Genomic DNA, 19,627 nt, shown 5'->3' on the forward strand with positions numbered 1-19,627 from the left:
TCGCCGATCGCCTCCGGCCACGCCCCCATCCCGTGCACGATTCACCGAAATACCGCACCGCACGGCACCTGAGCACCAACTCCACGCAGCCGCTCACCAAGTTGGCTCGATACTTGCATTCCTTGCCCGTTTTTTGCGCAAGGAAGCCACGGCATGGATGGTCTGAAATCCGGCGTCGATACACTGTTCCTGTTGATCGGCGCCGTCATGGTGCTCGCGATGCACGCGGGCTTCGCATTTCTCGAACTCGGCACGGTCCGCAAGAAGAACCAGGTCAACGCGCTCGTGAAGATCCTGGTCGACTTCTCGGTGTCGACGCTCGCGTATTTCTTCATCGGCTACACGATCGCGTACGGTGTCGAGTTCTTCGACGACATCGGCACGCTGTCGCAGCACAGCGGCTACGCGCTCGTGCGCTTCTTCTTCCTGCTGACCTTCGCGGCGGCGATTCCCGCGATCGTGTCCGGCGGCATCGCCGAGCGCGCGAAGTTCAACCCGCAGCTCGTCGCGACGCTGATCATCGTCGGTTTCATCTATCCGTTCTTCGAAGGCATCGCGTGGAACGAGCGCTTCGGCGTACAGGCCTGGCTCACGCACGCGTTCGGTGCGCCGTTCCACGATTTCGCCGGCTCGGTCGTCGTGCACGCGTTCGGCGGCTGGGTCGCGCTGCCGGCCGTGCTGCTGCTCGGCGCGCGCCACGGCCGCTATGCGAAGGACGGCCGGATCGCCGCGCATCCGCCGTCGAACATCCCGTTCCTCGCGCTCGGTGCATGGGTGCTCGCGGTCGGCTGGTTCGGCTTCAACGTGATGAGCGCGCAGACGCTCGACAAGATCAGCGGCCTCGTCGCCGTGAACTCGCTGATGGCGATGGTCGGCGGCACGCTCGCCGCATGGATGGCCGGCCGCAACGACCCGGGCTTCACGTACAACGGGCCGCTCGCCGGCCTCGTCGCGGTTTGCGCGGGCTCCGACGTGATGCATCCGATCGGCGCGCTCGTCACGGGCGCGGCCGCCGGCGCGCTGTTCGTCGCGATGTTCACCTGCGTGCAGAACCGGTGGCGCATCGACGACGTGCTCGGCGTGTGGCCGCTGCACGGCATGTGCGGCGCGCTCGGCGGCCTCGCGGCCGGCGTGTTCGGCCTGCCTGCGCTCGGCGGCCTCGGCGGCGTGTCGTTCCTGTCGCAGCTCGTCGGCACGCTCGGCGGCATCGTGATCGCCACCGCGGGCGGCACGCTCGTCTACGGCGCGCTGAAAGCGACCGTCGGACTGCGCCTCGACCGCGAAGCCGAGTTCGACGGTGCCGACCTGTCGCTCCATCGCATCTCGGCGACGCCCGAGCGCGATTGATCCGCGATCCGCCGACGAACACCCGGCGCATCATTACATTTTCAATTCAAAAAACTTTCATATAGCGTCCTTACACTTCGGTCCAGTTTTCAATTTGCCTTCGCGAAGCTTGCCGACCGCCTGCTTCGCGTCGGCCATTCCTCCAACAACTGAAACTGGACTCCACATGCCCGCGTTGCCCAATGCTGCCCGTCGTCAGGCCCTGAAGATCCTTGCCGGCGCGCCGATGCTTCCCCTTTCCGGTCTCGCGCTGCCGGCCCTGCTGACGGGTTGCGGCGGCGACGACAATCCCGCATCGACGCCGGCCCCGGTGGCCGCCGCCTATACGTCGGCCGCCTTCTCGGCGATGGCCGCGCCGACGCTCGACAATGCAGCCGCGATGGCCACGACGACGGTCGGCTCGACGCTGTCGGTGTCGTTCTCGGACGGCTCGTCGCGCAACTTCAAGCTCGCGTACCGGCCGTTCTTCGTGACGGGCGACATGGTGCCGGACGGCAAGGGCGGCACGACGCTCGCGGGCGGCTACTACGACATCAACAACCAGCCGATCATCGATCGCTCGGTCGCCGGCAAGGAACGCCAGTTCTATTCCGACTGCCCGGACGGCAGCTCGCTGCTGACGCTGAAGAACGCGAACGTGCCCGGCGTGAAGGGCAACACGGTGTTCGCGGTCGTGCAGTTCGAATACACGACGCGCGACCAGGCGAGCGCGTCGCAGTACGGCCAGCTGCCGTCGCCGATCGCGGTGCTCACGCTCGACCAGGATCCGGCCACCGGCGCGCTGAAGGTCGTGAAGTACCACAACGTCGACACGTCGAAGGCGCACGGCCTGTGGATCACCTGCGGCGCGAGCCTGTCGCCGTGGGGCACCCACCTGTCGAGCGAGGAATACGAGCCGGACGCGACGAAGGCTGCCACCGACGCGCAGTTCAAGGCGTTCAGCAAGAACACGTTCGGCGACGAGACGAAGGCGAACCCCTACCACTACGGCCACCTGCCCGAGATCACCGTGAACCCGGACGGCACGGGCACCGTGAAGAAGCACTACTGCCTCGGCCGCATCTCGCACGAGCTGATCCAGGTGATGCCGGACCAGCGCACGGTGATGATGGGCGACGATGCGACCAACGGCGGCCTGTTCATGTTCGTCGCCGACAAGGCGGCCGACCTGTCGGCCGGCACGCTGTACGTCGCGAAGTGGACGCAGACGTCGTCGGCCGGCGCCGGCACCGCGACGCTCACGTGGATCAGGATCGGCCACGCGACCAGCAGCGAGATCGAAGCGCTCGCGAACACGCTGAAGGCGTCGGACATCATGGACCTGGTGACCGCCGACCCGAACGACGCGAGCTACACGAAGATCCACTTCGGCGGCAAGTTCAACTGGATGCGCGTGAAGCCGGGGATGGAAAAGGCAGCCGCATTCCTCGAGACGCACCGCTACGCGGCACTGCTCGGCGGCAGCATGGCCTTCACGAAGCTCGAGGGCACGACGGTGAACGCGAAGGACAAGATCGTCTACACGGCGATGTCGCGGATCGAGACGTCGATGGTCAAGGGCAACGCGGTGTCGCGCGACGTCGCGGTCGACAAGAAGATCGCTGCCGGCGCCGTCTACGCGCTGAACCTGAAGGCTGGCCAGCGCGACACGACGGGCGGCTCGATCGACAGCGAATGGGTGCCGGTCGACATGGGCGCGCCGGCCGCGCTCGTCGGCGAGGATCTCGCCGCGGCCGACGGCCTCGGCAACCTCGCGAACCCGGACAGGATCGCCAACCCGGACAACCTGAAGTTCTCCGAAAAGCTGCGCACGCTGTTCATCGGCGAAGACTCGGGCATGCACGTGAACAACTTCCTGTGGGCGTACAACGTCGACACGAAGACGCTCGCGCGCGTGCTGTCGTGCCCGGCCGGCGCGGAATCGACGGGCCTGCACGCGGTCGACGAGATCAACGGCTGGACCTACATCATGAGCAACTTCCAGCACGCCGGCGACTGGGAGTCGCCGCTGCACGACAAGGTCAAGCCGACGCTCGATCCGCTCGTGCGCGCGAACTTCAAGGACCGCTTCGGCGCCAGCGTCGGCTACCTGACGGCCGAGCAGACCGGCATCAAGCTCGCGAAGGCCTGACCCGCGGCACCGTGGGGCCGCGTGCCCCCGGCGCGCTTTCTTCATCACGTTTCATTCGTCGGCGCTCCACGCCGTTTGACGCGCGATGCCCGTGACGGGCGTCGCGCTTTTTTGCGTGTGGCCAGCGCGTCAATGCAGGCCGGCCGGGCTCCGCCCCGGCAGCGCACCGCCCGGAAAACCGGACAGGCTCGGCGCACTGGCCGGCATCGCCGGGGCCCCCGCCGGTGCGTCGGCGACCGGCGCGGACAGCCCGGGGGCGAGGTACAGGAACTTCCATTGCCGATAGGTCTCGGCCCCTTCGAAGTCCATGTATCGATCGGGAAATCCCGCGCGCTTGATCGTCGTGTCGTCCGAGCTGCTGAACACGCCGTAGAAGCGGTCGGCGCGCCACAGGAAGGACCAGTCGTTCTTGCCGCTGACCGGGTCCGGATACGCACGGCGCAGGTGGTGCATGGGCTTCGCGAAGCGGGTGTCTTCCAGCAGATCGTCGACCGTTTGCGGGTATGCGCGCGCGAGCCGGTAATACCCGATGATGGCCTTCCGGTACTGGTCGCCGACGAACAGCAGTTGCCGCTCCTGCTCGCGGCGCCGCTGCAGCGACCAGACGTCCAGCGCGCCGGCCAGTGCGATCGACATCAGCATCAGCGCGATCAGCAGTGCGAGCAGCACGAGCCCGCGCTGCCGCCCGCGGCGGCGGGCATGCGGCGCGCGCGCGACGCGGCGCCCGGCCCACTTCATTTCGCCGCCCCGGCCGCAACCGTTGCCGTTGCCGCGACGCCCGGCGGCACGCCCTGCGCGTCGCTCGCGGGCCCGACGTCGTACACGCCGGGCTTGGTCTCGTCCGGCGATGCGATCGTCGCCCATTTGTCGTCGCCGTTGACCGGATCGACCGGCACCGCACGCAGATAGTGTTTCGCGACCAGTTCGTCGAGCGTCTCGGGATACTGCCCGTTGTCGCCGTAATACTGGTCGATCGCATTGCGCATGACCGCGAGGTTCTGCAGCCTCACCTGCTCCTTGCCGCGCTCGATGCTGTGCATGTAGCGCGGCACGGCCAACGTCAGAAGCAGTCCGATGATGGCCATCACGACCACGATTTCGATCAGCGTAAAGCCGCGGATCCGGCGGATGCGAGCGAGTTTCATGATGAACCCCGTCACCACTGTTTGTACGGAATGCCGTTGATGCCGATACGCGCCGATTTCGACGTCACGTCGAACACGTCCTTGCCGGGCTCGATGCCGCCAGGCGGCCCGTCGGCCGCCGGCTCAGGCGGCGTGCCGTACGCACGCACGTCCCAGGTGTCCTCGTCCGGCGTATCGGCGTCGCCGGTGAAGAACGGATCGCGCGGCACGCGGCGCAGGAACATCAGCATGCCGCCCTTCGGGTCGCGGGCGTTTTTCACACCCGTCACGAGCACGGTGAGCGACGGCGGATAGCCGGACGCTTCGGCTTCCTTTTCGATCTTCCCCGCGTCGCTCGCCTCCTTGTACGCATCGAGCGCCGTGCGGATCTCGCGCAACGCGGCACCCAACGCCTGCTCCTTCTGCCGCTGCACGAGCAGTTCGGAGAACGGCATGACCGCGAGCGCGAGGATCGCCACGAGCGCGAGCGTGACGACCATCTCGATCAGCGTGAAGCCGCGCTGGCCGATGCGGCTGGCGCGGCCCACGCAAGTCGCTGCATTGCGCGCGGCCACGGCTCACTTCCCGACCGGGCGAAGCGGGTTTTCGCTCGGAATGTCGCCCGCCGGCATCTGCAGCGTCGGGGGCGGGGCCGCCGGTGCGGCGGCCGGTGCATTGGCCGCCGCGGCAGCCTGCTCGGCCGGCGCAGGCGACGCAACCGGCGTCACGGTGGTGCCCGGCGCGGGCGCGACTTCGTTGCCCGCCGATGCGGCCGGCTGCTCCGCCGCGGCGGCCCCACCGGTCCCGGCGGCCGGCGCGGGGAGCGCCGGCTGAGGACGCGAGAACCGCCCGCCGTAAGGTTCAGGCGGCGGCGTCGTGCGCGGGGCGGCCGGCAGCTGCCCGAACGCGCCGGTCCCCGGCGACGCTTGCGTGCGGTTCGCCGCGGCCTCCAGCGGCGACGGCGCCGCACGACCCGAGGTCCCGCCGCCCACGCTGCCCGGAACGACCTTGGCCTCCGGCGCCGCGGGCGCCGCCTCCGCGCTCAGCATCACCGGATCGAGTCGAAGCTGGTCGGCGTGCACGTTGACGTCGGTGCCCGACCACACTTCCTGCGTGTCCGCATCCGCCGCAACCTGCGGCCGGACGATATGCGGCGTGATCTGCAGCACGATCTCGGTCTTCTTGTGATCGCCGCCGTGATCCGAGAACAGTCGGCCGAGCACCGGCAGCTGCCCGAGACCCGGCACCTTGTTCGCGTTGCGGCGGTCCTCGTCCGAAATCAGGCCGCCCATGATCTGCGTTTCGCCGTCGCGAAGCCGCAGGCTGGTCGACGCACTGCGCGTACCGATCTGATAGGCGAGCGAGCTCAGCCCCTGCGAGTTGCCGCTCGAGATCGTGTTGGTGATGTTGCTCACTTCGAGATTCAGCTTGATGCCGACGTCGCCGTCGCGATAGACCTGCGGCTCGACCTCGAGCTTGATGCCCACGTCGAGGTACTGGATCATCTGCGTGAATGACGGGCCGCTGGTGCTCGGCGTGCTCGAGCTCGAGATCACCGGCACCTTGTCGCCGATCATGATGCGCGCCTTTTCCTTGTTGCGCGCACGGATGCGCGGACTCGCGAGCAGGTTCGCGTCGGTATCGGTGAGCTTGAAGTCCGCGGTGGCCGACAGGCTGCTGACGTTCAGCGCATTGATCGGCAGATGGTGCAGCACACCCCAGGTATCGGCCGAGCTCGGCGTCGACACCGTAAACGAGCTGGGCCAGTTGATGCCCAGCTGCGACATCCGGTCATGCGAGACCTCCAGCACCTCGACCTCGAGCATCACTTCCGGCTCCGGCAAGTCCTGGGCGGCAATCATCTCCTCGGCGACCTTGATCATGTCCGGCGTGCCGCGGATCGTCACCGTGTTCGCGTGCTCGTCGATCACGGCCTCCTTCACCTTCAACAGGCTCTTCAGGAGCGACTGGACCTGCTTCGCGTCGACGTTCGACAGCTGGAACGTACGCACCTTGAGCTCCTGGTATTCGAGCTCCTTGGCCGGCGTCGCCGGGTAGATGAACAGCGTGTTCGCGTTCATCTGTTTCTTGTCGAGCTGGTTCTGCAACAGGATCATGTCGACCGTGTCCTGCAGCGATGCGTTCTGCACGAAGATCGTCGTCTTCAGATCGGCGCGCACGTCGCGATCGAAAATGACGTTCAGCCCGGACGTCCGCGACAAGGCCTCGAACACCATCCGCACGTTCGCGTCGCGAAACTGCAGCGACACCGGCGTGCGCATGATCGACGACGCCGCGAGCTTGTCGTCGCGATCCGCATGTTGCTGGCGGCGCTTTTCGTCGAGCTCCGCCTGCATCTGCGCCGCCATCGTGTTGGCCGGATCCTCGACCAGCACGCGATGCACGCGTTCGGCCGCCTGCGCGTACGAACCGCGCTTCATCATGCGGTCGGCTTCCTGCAGGATCGCAAGATGCTTGCGGTCCTGGTCGATCATCGTGCCGATCCGGCGCGCGCGCTCGCTGGCGGGATCGAGTTGCTTCGCCATGTAGACGGAGCGCGCCGCGTCGTCGAACTCGTTCTTCTGGCGAAACGCGTCCGCATTGTCGAGCAGCTCGTCGACGGCTTCCTTGCGGTCGTGCAATGCGTCGATCTTCACCTGCGCATTGGTCGGATCGTCGTGCAGGTTCGGTACATGCGCACAGCCGCCGCAGGCGAGCAGCGCCACGGCGATCGCCAGCGCGCGCTTCGTCGCGCACCGGTTGACCGGCGGCACCGATCGCGCGTCGGCCGCGGGGGCGGAGCAAAGGCATGTCGACCGGCCGTCGTCCCCGTCGCGGCGCGCATCCCGTGTGCGTATGGTTTTCATTTACTTTCCTTCCACTGGAATGAGCACCATCTGGACCTGGTTCAGCGGCAGATAGGTGAGCACCACGTTCGATTCGGATACCGAATCGACCCGATACTGGCCGCCGATCACGTCACCCGGCGAAACGATCAGCAACTGGTCTCCGTTGCCGAGAAACACCTGCGGCTTCGCCGCCTTGGCATCCTGCTGGCCGAGATAGACGAACGGCACCGGTGGCGCGGTAGGCGGCGCCGGACGCGTTTCGGGCGGCGGCGGCACGACGGGCGGCGGCGGCAGCCACGACGACGCCGTGAACGGATCGTGTGCGGCTTCGACCGACACAGGCGCACGCAACGCGGCGAGCCTGTCGCGCGGCGTCGCCGCCGCTGCGTGCGACGCGGGCGCAGGCGCCGCGGCATGAGAGGCCGGCGCGACGCGCGCGCGGGTCGGCGCGGACGCCACGTGCGCACCGTCGTGATGGACCACGATGCTTGCAGCAACCGGTGCCGGTTGCTGCATCGCCGCCACCAGCACGCGATATCCGGCGCCGGCGACGACGAGGCAACCCAGCGCGAGCGCGAGTGCGAGCCGATGGCGCGAAGCAGGCTTCATGACGGCGGAGATCATGGCTGGGCGCTCCGATAGACGAGTTCGAAACGCACCCGCGCGTCGAGAATGCTGCTGCCCACCGCGGGACGCTCGACGTGGATTTCCTGCAGCGCCGCGTTCGGCACGTTGTTCAGCACCGATGCGAGAAAATGCCGGATCGCGCCGTACTGATCCTTCACGGGCAGCAGCACCTGGTAGCGCGCGAAGCGTCCGCCCGACTCCGTCGTCATCTGGTACTCGGCGGACCCGAGCGTCAGATGGCTGTCGCGTGCCTGTTCGAAGATCGATGCGATGTCGTCCGCGCTTTGCGACGAAGCCGGAAAGAGCGTCGGCAGCGCGTCGAGCGTGGTCGCATCCGCGGCCGTGTCGCGCACCTCGGCGGGACGATGGCCGTGGGCCGCGCGCACCACCCCGGCCGGCGCCAGCATCGCGTGCGTGTCGGACTCGACGCCCGCGATCGCCGCACACGTGATGCCGGCGGCGCCGAGCATCAGCAGCCCGGCGAGGCCCGGCAGGCCGAATGCGCGCCGCCACTCGAAGCGAAGCGTGAGCAGGCGGTCCGCGAAACGATCGGCTTTCATGATTTCCTCCAGACGGCCGTGATCTGGAAACGCACCGGCTTGCCCGCCACGTTCTCCTCGACGAGATGGCCGTTGAGCGTCGCCTCGCGCAGCACGACACTCGTCTGCAAATACTTCAGGTACGCGATCATCGCGTCCGGGTCCTTCGCTTCGGCCGTGATGCGAATCTGGCCCTGCGCGGGATTCTGGTCGATGCCGATCAGTGCGACGTCGTGGCCCGGATAGTCCTCGACGATCGAGAAGAGCGTCTGCCATGGCACGGTCAATTCGCGCAGCACGGCCTGGCTCTGCTTTTCCGCGAGCTTGGCAGCCGCGGTGGGCGGCGCCTTCGCGACGTGTTGCTGCACGAACATGCGATGCTGGACGACCGCCTGGCTGTCCCTGACGCGATCGTTCTCCGCGTACGCGTACCAGAGCCGGACGGCGCACGCGCCCCACAGCAACGCGGCGATACCGAGGAGGATCGCGCCGCGGGTGCCGATGCGCGCGCGGCGCCGGCAAAAATCGATGTCGAGCGTGCGGATCATGGCGCGTACTCCAGCAACCGGCGCGCGGGCGAACCATCGAGCGCCGCGCGGCCCGGCAGCGCGACCGCGGCGAAACGCGCGTCGAACGGCGCGGCATCCATGTCGACGCCGGACAGATAGACCTTGCAGGCATCACGCTTCAGGCCCGTGCGCATCGCCGAGCGCTCGAACAGCTGCTCGGCGAGCTCGGCGAGCCGCGACGCGTCGCCCGACTCGCCCGGAAAGAGGCGCTGCGTGTCGTACGCGATCCACTCGCCGCGCTCGATCATGACGGCCTGCAGCAGCGCTTCATCGACGACGAGCAGCATCGCGTCGCCGTCCGGCTTCGCCGCGAACCGGTTGAGCGTCTCCGGCAGCGCCGCGCGCAGGCAGCAGATCCGCACGTCGCCGGACGCGCCCGTACCGAGAATGCCGTCGTACAGCGTGCGCGGCAGCGCGCTGGCAAAGAGCGCACGGCCGCCGTGCCGCACGTCGAAGCGCGCGACCAGCGACTCGGCGGCGACGCCGTACGTGTCGGAGAAATGCGCGAGTGCGATTTCCTCGAGCTCGCGGGCGTGCAGCGCGCGGAAGTCTCCGCGCAGGATCGCGTGACAACACCAGAAGTCGTCGAGCACGATGTGCGCACCGCGCGCCGGCGCCCGCTTCGCGCCAGCATCGGCATCGGCACCGAGCGCGGGAGCCAGCGCGGCACGCAGCGCGTCGAGCATCCCCGCCTCGCTGCCGAACTGGTCGTCGGGAATGACGACGCTCAGCGGCTCGGCGACGAACCCGCGACGGCCCGGCCGCCACGGCGCGCGCGTACGGACGCCGACGACGATCTCGCGCGTACCGACGCCCACGGCAAGCGATTCATTCGACCATGGTGACACGATTGATCTCCTCGAGCGTCGTTTCGCCGCGCTTCACCAGGTCGATCGCCGACGCCCGCAACGTCGTCATCCCGTAGCGCAGCGCCGCGGCCTTGATATGCCCGAGCGGTGCGCGCTCGGACAGCAGTTGCCGCAGTTCATCGTTCATGCGCAGCGCCTCCGCGATCGCCCGCCGGCCGCGATAGCCGCTGCCGCGGCACATCGCACACCCGGTACCGCGTCGAAACAGGTAGCTGCCGGCCGTATCGGGGTCGATGCCCGAGCGGACGAGCGCATCCGCGTCCACCGTGTCCTCGTCGAGACAGTCCGTGCAGCACTGGCGCAGCAGCCGCTGCGCGATGACGCCGTTCAGCGCCGATACGAAGCTGTACGGATCGACCTCCATGTTCGTGAACCGGCCGATCACGTCGAACACGTTGTTCGCATGCACGGTGGTAAACACCTGATGGCCGGTCAGCGCCGCCTGCACGGCGATCTGCGCGGTTTCGGGATCGCGGATTTCGCCGACCATGATCTTGTCCGGATCGTGCCGCAGGATCGACCGCAAGCCGCGCGCGAACGTCAGGCCCTTCGCCTCGTTGACCGGGATCTGCAGGATCTCGCCCAGCTGGTACTCGACCGGATCCTCGATCGTCACGATCTTCTCGAGCCCGTTGTTGATTTCGGTGAGGATTGCGTAAAGCGTCGTGGTCTTGCCGCTGCCGGTGGGGCCCGTGACGAGCAGCATGCCGTACGGCATCGACGCGACCGACCGCATGAAGCGCGTGTCGGCCGGCTGGAACCCGAGCGCCTCGAGCGTCAGGCCGCCCGACGCCTGGGAAAGCTGATAGCGGTCGAGAATCCGCAACACCGCGTCCTCGCCGAACTGGTTCGGCATGATCGACACGCGAAAATCGATCTCGCGTCCCGCGTACATCGCCTTGAAGCGCCCGTCCTGCGGGATGCGGCGCTCCGCGATATCGAGCTCGGAGATCACCTTCACGCGCGACAGCACCTGATCCGCGACGTCGCGGCCCTCCACGCGCCCCACCACCGTCAGCACGCCGTCGACGCGGCACTTGATCATCAGGCCGGCCGCCCGGCATTCGAGGTGGATGTCGCTCGCCAGCATCTTGAGCGCATCGTAGATCGTCGAATTGAGCAGGCGCACCACCGGGCTGTCGTCGCTGCTGATGCCCTGCAGCGTCAGCGCGAGCGACGCCGGATCGGGCGCGCACTGGATCGGGTCGTCGAACGCGAGCGAATCCATCGCGCGGATGTCCTTCTCGCGCACCGCAAGATACGCGCTCAGGTCGCCCGCGCTCGCGAGCGCCCATCCGTACGGCAGTGCCGGGTGCACACGCATCCGGTGTTCGATCCAGCCGCGCGTGCGCGCATCGAGCGGATCGGCGATCGCGAACAGCAGCGCGCCGCCGTCGGGATCGCGCAGGCACACGCAGAGACGCGCCATCGCCTCGACGAACGGCACGAGCTCGAAATCCGGCTCCAGGCGGTTCAGCTCGCGGATGCCGATCGGTTTCATCCGGAACTGCGTGGCGAGCCGCTCGCGGATGTCGTCCGCGCCCAGCGCCGTGTGCGCCGCCAACGCCTCGAGTGCGCGAATGCCGGAACCGTGGCGTTCGCCGAGCGTCCGAAGCAGGTCGCGCAGGCCGGCATCCGCGTCGGGATCGGGATCGAGGGGAGAAGTGACGATGTCCACGTGCGTCTCCAGGACGGTCTACTGAATGCTCGATGCGATCTCGAAGATCGGCATGTACATCAACACGACGATGCCGCCGATCACCACGCCGATCACGATCATCATCGCGGGTTCGATCAGCCGCGAAATCAGGTCGATCGTGCGCGACACCTGCGCTTCCTGGAATGCGGCGATCCGGTCGAGAACGGGCCCGAGCCCGCCGGTCTTTTCGGCCACCGTCAGCAGGCGATAGCCGATCGCGTTCGCGAGGCCGGCCTGCTGGAATGCATCGGACATCTTCGCGCCGTTGCGGATCTGCTGCAGCGCGGCGGCAAGCGCGGCCTGATCCGCGCGGCCGACCAGGCCGCGCGCGAGGTCGAACGCGCGAATGGCGGGAATGCCGCCGTCGACCAGCATCGCGGTCGTGCGATAGAACTGCGACTGGCGAAACACGCGGAAGTGTTGGCCGATGCCGGGCAGCGCCAGCAGCCGGTCGGCGATCCAGATCCGCAGGGCCGGCCGCCGCAGCGCGACGCCGGCGGCGACCGCCAGCACGGCCAGGCCGCCCGCCAGCCCGGCGCCGTGCGCGTGCACCATGCCGCCCCACGCCATCAGCAGCCGCGACATCAGCGGCAGTTCGCGTCCGCTGTGTTCGAGCAGCGTCGCGAACCGCGGCACCACGAAGCCGAGCAGGAACAGCACGACGGCTGCGCCGACGAACAGCAGCACCGTCGGGTAGATCGCCGCCGACACGACCCGTGCGCGCAGCTCGCGCAGCGTCGCGCTGTTGGCCGAATAGCGCGTGAGGCTGTCGGCCAGTCCGCCGGTCTGCTCGCTCGCCTTCACGCACGCCACCAGCACCGGCGGAAAGATCGGGCTCGCGTGCTCGAGCGCCATCGACAGCGACTGCCCTTCCTCGAGATGTCGCAGCAGGTCGTGATACACCTGCGCGGACGCTTCGCGCCGCGTGCTGCCGCCGAGCGTGCGCAATGCGTCGACGAGGCCGACACCCGCGTCGAGCAGCGCCGCGAGCTCGCGCGCGAACATGTCGACGTCGAAGCGCGCACGCGGCATGCCGAACCGCTTCGCGCCGTGCCGCTGCCGCGCGGCGTCCGCGTTGACCGACACGACGCGCAGGCCGCGCGCGCGAGCAAGCGATGCGGCGTTCGCCGGCGAATCGCTGTCGATTCGCAGCGTCTGCACCGAGCCGCTCGTATCGAATACCCGCAGCACGAATTTCACGTCGACTCTCCTTGCGGTCTGCTCATGCCGTGCACAGTGGCCACGCCCCTACCACGACGAGATCGTCACGTTCTCGCCGGTACCGCCGCCGCGTCCGTCCTTGCCGAGCGAAAACAGGTCGTAGTCGCCGTGTTCGCCCGGTGAACGATACTGATAGGGCCGATCCCACGGATCCACCGGGACGGCTTTCTGCAGATAGGGGCCGCTCCACCGCGCTGCGCTTTGCGGCTTGTTCACGAGCGCATCGAGCCCTTCCTCGGTGGTCGGATACGAACCGACGTCGAGCCGGTATTGATCCAGCGCCTGGCCGAGCGACACGATCTGCGCGCGCGCGATCTTCACGTTCGACTTGCCGACCTGTTCGAAGTACCGTGGCGCGACGAGCCCTGCCAGCAACCCGATGATGACCATCACGACGAGCAATTCGAGCAACGTGAAGCCGCGGCTCGCGCATGCACGGCACACGCTTCGTTCGTCGCGCGGCCGCCGGCCCGGCCCGCCGGCCGGTATCGAGGACGATTCATGGCTCACGGCTTCCCTCCCTGTATCGACCCGCGGCGTCGGCGCTGCCGATGCCGTTGATTGCATTCTTGTTCACGCCGGTACGCGCCAGAAGTAGGAGGTGCCGTCCATCCCCATGGGTAGTTCCCCCCCAGTTGGGAAACCTGCCGATGGAGGGGATTCACACATGGTCGTCGTCGTTCAGCGCGAGCACGCCGATGTCGATCGCGAAGTGAACCAGGCCGGTCAGGTTGGCGATGCCGAGCTTGCGCATGAGATTGGCGCGATGCTTGTCCACGGTCTTCGGACTGACCTTCAGGCACTCGCCGACCTGCCGGCTCGTGTGCCCCTCGACGACGAGGCGCAACACCGTGCGCTCGCGACTGGTCAGCGCACCCCACAGGCGCGCCTTGTGCGCGTTCGCGTCGCGCAACCCATGCAGGCCGACGCGGGCGCGATAGGCGTCGAGGCTGACCACGCACTTGCCCTGCATCACGAAGCGCATCTCGCGCACCAGGTCGGCGAACGGCGCGTCCTTGAGCACGTAGCCGTCCGCACCGGCGGCGAAAGCGTCGCTCACGTCATCTTCGCTGCGATGAACCGTGAGGACGATGATCCGCACATGCGGCACGTCGCGCTTGATCGTCGCGATTGCTTCGAAGCCGCTGCCGCCCGGCATCGACAGATCCATCAGGATCAGGTCGGGCCGGGTCTTCTCGGCGAGATGACAGGCCTCGACCCCGCCGCTCGCCGCGCCGACGATGCAGTAGTCGGCCAGCTCGGAAACCAGGTGACTCAGGCCGATCCGCAACAGATGCTGGTCCTCGACGATCAGCACACGATGCTTGTTGTCCAATTTCGACGCTCCCTCGCAGAAACGCGGCGCCCAGGGCCGGTTCCCGCTAATGACGGGCTTGCGAACGTGCCTTTCCGCGCGTCCCCCGAGGGGACTTCAGCTGGGCGCGTGCAAGGAGAAAGCGGTCGCAACAGCCGTAGCCATTGCAACGACGAACGATGCCGCCGTGCGGGCGGAAAGATACGTCTCCCTGTCTGGAAAAATTCATTCGTGGGGCCGGCGCAAACCCGTGATTCGCGGGAGCGGGCCCTAGTTGGACGCAACGACGTCGCGATAGGCCGCCAGCAGCTCGGTGGGCGTCGCGAAACCGTCGATCCGCAGCCACGCCTGGCCCGGCGCGGCCCGCACGAACGTCACCGGCGTGTGGTTCATCTTGTCGCCGCGATACACGTTGAACGCGCGCTGCGCGGCCACGCTCGCATCGACGGTCCCGGTGTAGTGCTGCCATTCGGGGCCGGCATCGAAGCGCGCCGCGTAGGTCCTGAGCCGCTCGGGCGTGTCCGCCTCCGGATCGATCGAGATCGACATGATGTGGACCTTGTCGCGGTCGGCGCCGAGTTCACCCTGCAGTTGCTCGAGCGTCTGGCTGATCATCGGGCAGATGGTCGTGCAGCTGGTGTAGACGAACGTCAGGATCACCGGCCGGCCGTCGTCGAGTTCCTTGGCCAGCGAGACGGACTGACCGTCGTCGCGCACGAGCTGAACCGTCGGCGTCGCATACTGGACCATCGTGTGCAGGGTGCCCGGCATCATCGCGTGATGCATGTGCATGCCCGCGGCTTCCGTCGCGCCCTCGGTCACGGGGGTGCCGAGCGTGCCGGGTGTGCCGGGTGTGCCGGCCTTGTCGACCGCGTTACCGGCAGGCGCGGCCGGTGCGGGCTGAGCGGGCTGTGCCGGGACGTCGATGGCGGGCGTCATCGCGGATCCCGCTGCGGGCTCGGCGGCAGGCTCGGCCGCCGGCTCCATCGCGTGTTCCATCCCGTGCCCCATCGCGGGCATCGCTGCGCTGTCGGCGGCGCTCCCGGCGGCATCCCCGGCGGCGCTGTCCACCGCGTTTGCGGCAGGATGTTCGGCACCGTTCTGCATGTCCTTTCCCATCAGGCTGTCGACGGCATCCGGCGCCGGGTTTTCCGTCGCGCTCATGTTCGCCGCCGCACCTTCGGCCGCCGCTGCCCCGGCGTTCTCCATCGCGCCGCCATCGGACGCACACCACGCGGGCGCCGCGGCAAGCGCGACGCTCGCGACCACGAATGCGCCCATCGTCGATCTGGCGATCCTGTTCATACCAGCCTCCATGACACGAGCCAGGCAGCGGACAATTCCGTGCCCCGTCCATGAAGTGTCATGAAGTTGCCCGCGAGCGTCATGGGATGACGCCCCCCAAAGGCCGGTAGGACATGCCCGCTCGGCGCGTTCCCCGATGCGGGCGGCAGGCATTTCCCTATGACGAACGCGCGAAATCCCCATGTTGCGGCCCGTGTCGGTCACGTCCTAGAATGATCGAAACCTTACGTTTTCCTGAAGATGCACCTCGGGAGCCACCATGACTGAACGCCAGCCCGACGGGCCACGGATCAGGCTGCTCGATCTGATCGATGCGATGCGCAAGCTGCGCAGTGCGCTTCGTCACGACGATCGCCGCACCACCGTCGTCACCGATGCACGGGGCGCCGCGCTCGCCCTTCTCGCCGACGACGGCGCGTTCGTATCGGTCAATCGCAGCGCCGCTGCGCTGTTCGGCTACAAGACCACCGAACTCGTCGGCCGGCACCTGCTCGACCTGGCACCCGACGACGCCCATCTCGGGCTGGCGAACGAGCTGTCCACGAGCGCGGCTCTTCAGCATCATTCGTTCACGGCGATGCTCGGCGGGCGAAGCGGCCATCCCGTGCAATTCGTCATCCATCAGCAGGCACTGCCCGGCACCCGACTGTCGCTGACGCTGTTCGAAGAACCGCCAATGCCCGAACCCGTACGACGCGGCGACGCGGCCAACGATGCGGGCGTGCATGCATGCCACACCTATTTGCTGATGGGCCAGCAGAAGGAACGCCATCGGCTCGCCGCGGAATTGCACGACGGGCTCGGCCAGGCACTGACGCTGATCAAGCTGATGAATGAGGACGCACTCATGCGGCTTCGTCGCGGCGAGATCGCCGACGCGACGAATCTGCTCGACGTCGCGGTGCTGCGGATTCGCGAGACGATCGGCGAAGTGCGCCAGATCTGCGGCGAACTGAAGCCTCCGATGCTCGACCGGCTCGGGCTGCCGGCCGCGCTCGCGTCGCTGTGCCGCCGCATCGAGCGCGACGCGAGCCCGCTGTCGGTCGAGTTCAATTGCGACGTCGACGACGACGACATTCCCGAGCATCTGAAGGCGGACATGTTCCGGGTCGCGCAGGAAGCGCTGCACAACGTCGTCAAACATGCGCAGGCCACCGAAATCGTGCTCGGCCTGCGACACGATACAGGCGGGCTGCTGCTGACGATCGACGACAACGGCGCCGGCTACGAGCGTCATCCACTTGCGACGGACGACGCGCGCGCGGCGGGGCTCGGGCTGATCGGCATGCAACATCGCATCGAGTCGCACGGCGGCACGTTCGCGATCCAGTCGTCCGCCACGACGGGCACGCGCGTCTCGGCAACCTGGCCGCTCTGACACCGGCGACGCTCAGTGTTTTGCCCCGCCGGCGGGATAGTCGTCCAGCCGCGCGACGGCATCGGGCGCCTGCACGCCGTCGACGATCGGGTGAGCCGGCAGGTCGGTCACGTTCGGTTCCGCGCACTTGGACGCGAGCGTGGTCAGCAGACCCATGTTCATCGCGACGAGCACCAGTTCCGTCAGATTCGCGAGATGGAGCTTGTGCATCATGCTCGCCCGGTACTTCTCGATCGTCTTCGGGCTCAGGTTCAGGTACTGGCCGACCTGCCGGTTCGTACGCCCTTCCGCGATCAGCTTCAGCACGCTGCGTTCGCGCGCGGTCAGGATGTCCCACGCCTTCTTGGGCGCGGGCGCTTCGCGGCCGGTCACGAACGAGTCGACCATGTAGCCGTACACATCCGCGCTCAGGTGCCGCTTTCCCTGCATGACCATGCGCATCGCGAGCAGCAATTCGTCAAACGAAACATCCTTGAGCACGTAGCCTTCGACGCCTGCACGCAGCGCCTCGCGCACGTACTCCTCGTTCTGATGCACGGTGAGCACGACGATCCGGATCGTCGGCGCCCGCCGCTTGATCGTCGCACTCGCATCGATACCGTTCATCCCGCGCATCGACAGATCCATCAGGATCAGGTCCGGCGCGAGCGTCATGGCCAGGTGGCACGCTTCCTTGCCGTCTCGCGCTTCGCCGACGACTTCGTAATCGCCTTGTGCGGAAAGCATCGACCGCAGCCCGTTTCTCAGCAGATCGTGATCCTCTGCAATCATGACGCGATATTTAGTATTCACGACTTCCCCCAAGTTTTTTCCGCGCTTGCACCACGCCGGATCTCGACGCCTCGTTTGCACGGTGCCGGACGCTCGTTCGTTGCTTCATCCGGTCTGGCGCCCCATCTCGCGAGCGACGGGTCACACTCGTGCTCGGAGCAAGGATCGCGCCAGTGCGCCGCGCGCGAGCATCCGCGACCGACATGCGCCCGCCTACATGCGGCGCAACGGCCTGAATGTTTCAGAGTTGAATCGATTTGACGTTGTGCGTCGCATCGGTAGGACTACGGATAGCGGGACTATCCGATCGCTTCCGTCGCGCCGGAAACGATTCATTCCGCGACGACGCGCGCATTGAGCAGAAAACAACTGTTCCGCGTAAGAATCGTCAACTTCTCCCGGTTACCAGGCGTTACCTGCGATTACTTGCGTAACAGTTTTGCATCGCCGCCGCGGGGTGCTCTTGCGGCATCGAAGTGTAGGAGGTCGCCCCATTGCCGATCCGATGAACCGGCCACAACAATGCAAGTGCAGGAGGCCAGAAAGATGCACCGCCACCGTTCATCCGGATTGGGAACAGCGCTCGTTGCCGCATGCGTGGGATTCGGCTCGGCATGGTCGTGCGCCGCGCACGCGCAGATCTTCGGCGCGGTGGCGAGCAATGGTGCCATCGTCCTGACCAACGAACCCGGCACGGCCAATCTGAAGGTGATCGTCGCGGCCGCAGCGCCGGCCGCATCGGAAGCGAAGCGTGCCGCGCCGAAATCGGCGGTCGCGTCGTCGTTCGCGGACGTGATCGCCGAGGCGAGCCGGTCGTTCAATGTTCCGCCCGAACTCCTTCGCGCGGTGATCGATGTCGAATCGGGATACAACCCGAAGGCGGTCTCGGACAAAGGCGCGCGCGGGCTCATGCAATTGATGCCGGACACGGCCCGGCGCTTTTCGGGCGGCGACATGCTCGATCCGCGCGACAACGTGCTGGCCGGCGCGCGGTATCTGCGCTTCCTGCTCGACCTGTTCAAGGAAAACGTCGAGCTCACGCTCGCTGCCTACAATGCCGGGGAGAACGCCGTGATTCGAGCCGGTTATCGCATTCCGTCGTTTCCGCAGACACGCGAGTACGTGCCTCGCGTACTTGCGCGCTACAAACGGCTCCTCGCCGCGAATTGAAACGCCGGCGCCGCGCGTACGATCCGCGGCCGGCACGACACCGGCCGACGGGTCAGGTGACGATCAGGGAAATGCCGGGATGGTCGGATCTTCGCCCTGCAGATGTGCATCCGTGTGATGAAGCTTGATCGCGTCCTCGATCTCGTGAACGCGATCGGTCGGAACGTCGATCATCATCAGCAATTCGCCGTGCTCGATGCCGTCCTCGAAGCGCTTCAGGCGCGTGCTCGGCACGTCGACGCCGATCATCGTCGCCACCCATGCGCCGAAGGCCGCGCCGAACAGCGTGATCGCCACGACGATGCCGCCGCCGATCCGCAAACCGTCGGGCGGGAACACCAGCACGAGCAGCCCGAGCAGCATGCCGGTCCCGAAGCCGACCGCGGTGCCGCGCGCGAGCGACGGCAGCAGGTCGCTGCGTTGCGCGAGCGTCGCCTCCGGCAACCCGTCGCGCATCACGTCGTGATTCGCGAGGCAATGGATATGGCGCCACTCGATTCGCAGCGACAGCAGTTCGCCGATGACCGACTGCGCGCATTGTGTCGTCGGCAACAGAAAATAGACCCTTCTCATGGCTCCTCCCACGTCACCGCGCCATGCGGCGATACGCCCTTCAGACATTCTGGTGCGGCGCGCGTCCGGCTTGTAGTGGTAATGCTCGCCGAAGTGCATGGGTAGAACACGGTAGGAGGCGCCGCGCGTTTCAGAGCCGC

Annotated in this window: 19 protein-coding genes; 4 read left to right on the top strand and 15 right to left on the bottom strand. The window is 67.2% G+C overall.

Going from position 1 to position 19,627, the window contains the following annotated elements:
* The first annotated feature begins 153 nt into the window (after positions 1–153).
* Together U5798_RS32170 and U5798_RS32175 are read left to right on the top strand one after the other, a co-directional pair.
* Positions 154–1,347, top strand: a complete 1,194-nt coding sequence (locus tag U5798_RS32170; protein ID WP_124454104.1) for an ammonium transporter — start codon at positions 154–156, stop codon at positions 1,345–1,347.
* Positions 1,348–1,513: 166 nt separating this feature from the next.
* Positions 1,514–3,478, top strand: coding sequence for a PhoX family protein (locus U5798_RS32175; RefSeq protein ID WP_322084348.1), 1,965 nt, complete (start codon positions 1,514–1,516; stop codon positions 3,476–3,478).
* A gap of 129 nt (positions 3,479–3,607) precedes the next feature.
* On the opposite strand, the gene U5798_RS32180 is transcribed toward U5798_RS32175, so the two are convergent.
* The 13 genes from U5798_RS32180 to U5798_RS32240 form a co-directional block, all read right to left on the bottom strand.
* Positions 3,608–4,216 carry a type II secretion system protein gene (locus U5798_RS32180; RefSeq protein ID WP_322084349.1) on the bottom strand — a complete coding sequence of 203 codons (609 nt, stop codon included), beginning with the start codon at positions 4,214–4,216 and terminating at the stop codon, positions 3,608–3,610.
* Complete coding sequence (locus U5798_RS32185; protein WP_322084350.1) at positions 4,213–4,623, bottom strand: type IV pilin protein; 411 nt, start codon at positions 4,621–4,623, stop codon at positions 4,213–4,215. The genes U5798_RS32180 and U5798_RS32185 overlap by 4 nt, the downstream gene beginning before the upstream one ends.
* An 11-nt stretch (positions 4,624–4,634) precedes the next feature.
* Positions 4,635–5,177: a type II secretion system protein gene (locus U5798_RS32190; RefSeq protein WP_124454112.1), complete on the bottom strand. Its 543-nt coding sequence runs from the start codon at positions 5,175–5,177 to the stop codon at positions 4,635–4,637.
* Between the two features lie 3 nt (positions 5,178–5,180).
* Positions 5,181–7,469: a secretin N-terminal domain-containing protein gene (locus U5798_RS32195; RefSeq protein ID WP_415859524.1), complete on the bottom strand. Its 2,289-nt coding sequence runs from the start codon at positions 7,467–7,469 to the stop codon at positions 5,181–5,183.
* Positions 7,470–8,075 (bottom strand): hypothetical protein, encoded by a 606-nt coding sequence (locus U5798_RS32200; protein WP_322084352.1) that lies wholly within the window; start codon positions 8,073–8,075, stop codon positions 7,470–7,472.
* Positions 8,072–8,638, bottom strand: a complete 567-nt coding sequence (locus U5798_RS32205; protein WP_124454118.1) for a hypothetical protein — start codon at positions 8,636–8,638, stop codon at positions 8,072–8,074. The genes U5798_RS32200 and U5798_RS32205 overlap by 4 nt, the downstream gene beginning before the upstream one ends.
* Positions 8,635–9,165, bottom strand: a complete 531-nt coding sequence (locus tag U5798_RS32210; RefSeq protein ID WP_124454119.1) for a hypothetical protein — start codon at positions 9,163–9,165, stop codon at positions 8,635–8,637. Before U5798_RS32210 ends, U5798_RS32205 begins: the two co-directional genes overlap by 4 nt.
* Positions 9,162–10,034, bottom strand: coding sequence for a hypothetical protein (locus U5798_RS32215; protein WP_322084353.1), 873 nt, complete (start codon positions 10,032–10,034; stop codon positions 9,162–9,164). Before U5798_RS32215 ends, U5798_RS32210 begins: the two co-directional genes overlap by 4 nt.
* Positions 10,015–11,733, bottom strand: coding sequence for a GspE/PulE family protein (locus U5798_RS32220; protein ID WP_322084354.1), 1,719 nt, complete (start codon positions 11,731–11,733; stop codon positions 10,015–10,017). Before U5798_RS32220 ends, U5798_RS32215 begins: the two co-directional genes overlap by 20 nt.
* An 18-nt stretch (positions 11,734–11,751) precedes the next feature.
* Positions 11,752–12,954, bottom strand: a complete 1,203-nt coding sequence (locus U5798_RS32225; protein ID WP_322084355.1) for a type II secretion system F family protein — start codon at positions 12,952–12,954, stop codon at positions 11,752–11,754.
* Positions 12,955–13,002: 48 nt separating this feature from the next.
* On the bottom strand, positions 13,003–13,419 hold the full coding sequence (gene gspG / locus U5798_RS32230; RefSeq protein WP_185658196.1) for a type II secretion system major pseudopilin GspG: 417 nt from the start codon (positions 13,417–13,419) through the stop codon (positions 13,003–13,005).
* 217 nt (positions 13,420–13,636) lie between these two features.
* Positions 13,637–14,311 carry a response regulator gene (locus tag U5798_RS32235; RefSeq protein ID WP_124454127.1) on the bottom strand — a complete coding sequence of 225 codons (675 nt, stop codon included), beginning with the start codon at positions 14,309–14,311 and terminating at the stop codon, positions 13,637–13,639.
* Positions 14,312–14,560: 249 nt separating this feature from the next.
* A complete protein-coding gene (locus U5798_RS32240; RefSeq protein ID WP_415859526.1) occupies positions 14,561–15,217 on the bottom strand; it encodes an SCO family protein in 657 nt (218 codons plus the stop codon).
* A 637-nt stretch (positions 15,218–15,854) separates the two neighbouring features.
* On the opposite strand from U5798_RS32240, the gene U5798_RS32245 reads away from it, so the two are divergent.
* Positions 15,855–16,973 carry a PAS domain-containing sensor histidine kinase gene (locus U5798_RS32245; RefSeq protein ID WP_322084356.1) on the top strand — a complete coding sequence of 373 codons (1,119 nt, stop codon included), beginning with the start codon at positions 15,855–15,857 and terminating at the stop codon, positions 16,971–16,973.
* A gap of 12 nt (positions 16,974–16,985) precedes the next feature.
* Here the strand turns inward: U5798_RS32245 and U5798_RS32250 are convergent, their stop codons facing one another.
* Complete coding sequence (locus tag U5798_RS32250; RefSeq protein WP_124454131.1) at positions 16,986–17,765, bottom strand: response regulator; 780 nt, start codon at positions 17,763–17,765, stop codon at positions 16,986–16,988.
* 525 nt (positions 17,766–18,290) lie between these two features.
* On the opposite strand from U5798_RS32250, the gene U5798_RS32255 reads away from it, so the two are divergent.
* A complete protein-coding gene (locus U5798_RS32255; protein WP_124454133.1) occupies positions 18,291–18,914 on the top strand; it encodes a lytic transglycosylase domain-containing protein in 624 nt (207 codons plus the stop codon).
* A gap of 63 nt (positions 18,915–18,977) precedes the next feature.
* Here U5798_RS32255 and U5798_RS32260 read toward each other — a convergent pair whose 3' ends face one another.
* The gene (locus U5798_RS32260) at positions 18,978–19,487 is read right to left on the bottom strand and encodes a DUF1269 domain-containing protein (protein WP_124454135.1); all 510 of its coding nucleotides are present in this window, start codon (positions 19,485–19,487) and stop codon (positions 18,978–18,980) included.
* Positions 19,488–19,627: the final 140 nt, after the last annotated feature.

The sequence above is a fragment of the Burkholderia sp. BCC1972 genome (genome assembly GCF_905339605.1).
In the GTDB taxonomy this organism is placed as follows: Bacteria; Pseudomonadota; Gammaproteobacteria; order Burkholderiales; family Burkholderiaceae; genus Burkholderia.

Coding starts and splice junctions, on each gene's coding strand:
- U5798_RS32170 (WP_124454104.1), top strand. CDS start 154: ATGGATGGTCTGAAATCCGGCGTCGATACACTGTTCCTGTTGATCGGC.
- U5798_RS32175 (WP_322084348.1), top strand. CDS start 1,514: ATGCCCGCGTTGCCCAATGCTGCCCGTCGTCAGGCCCTGAAGATCCTT.
- U5798_RS32180 (WP_322084349.1), bottom strand. CDS start 4,216: ATGAAGTGGGCCGGGCGCCGCGTCGCGCGCGCGCCGCATGCCCGCCGC.
- U5798_RS32185 (WP_322084350.1), bottom strand. CDS start 4,623: ATGAAACTCGCTCGCATCCGCCGGATCCGCGGCTTTACGCTGATCGAA.
- U5798_RS32195 (WP_415859524.1), bottom strand. CDS start 7,469: ATGAAAACCATACGCACACGGGATGCGCGCCGCGACGGGGACGACGGC.
- U5798_RS32200 (WP_322084352.1), bottom strand. CDS start 8,075: ATGATCTCCGCCGTCATGAAGCCTGCTTCGCGCCATCGGCTCGCACTC.
- U5798_RS32205 (WP_124454118.1), bottom strand. CDS start 8,638: ATGAAAGCCGATCGTTTCGCGGACCGCCTGCTCACGCTTCGCTTCGAG.
- U5798_RS32210 (WP_124454119.1), bottom strand. CDS start 9,165: ATGATCCGCACGCTCGACATCGATTTTTGCCGGCGCCGCGCGCGCATC.
- U5798_RS32245 (WP_322084356.1), top strand. CDS start 15,855: ATGACTGAACGCCAGCCCGACGGGCCACGGATCAGGCTGCTCGATCTG.
- U5798_RS32255 (WP_124454133.1), top strand. CDS start 18,291: ATGCACCGCCACCGTTCATCCGGATTGGGAACAGCGCTCGTTGCCGCA.
- U5798_RS32260 (WP_124454135.1), bottom strand. CDS start 19,487: ATGAGAAGGGTCTATTTTCTGTTGCCGACGACACAATGCGCGCAGTCG.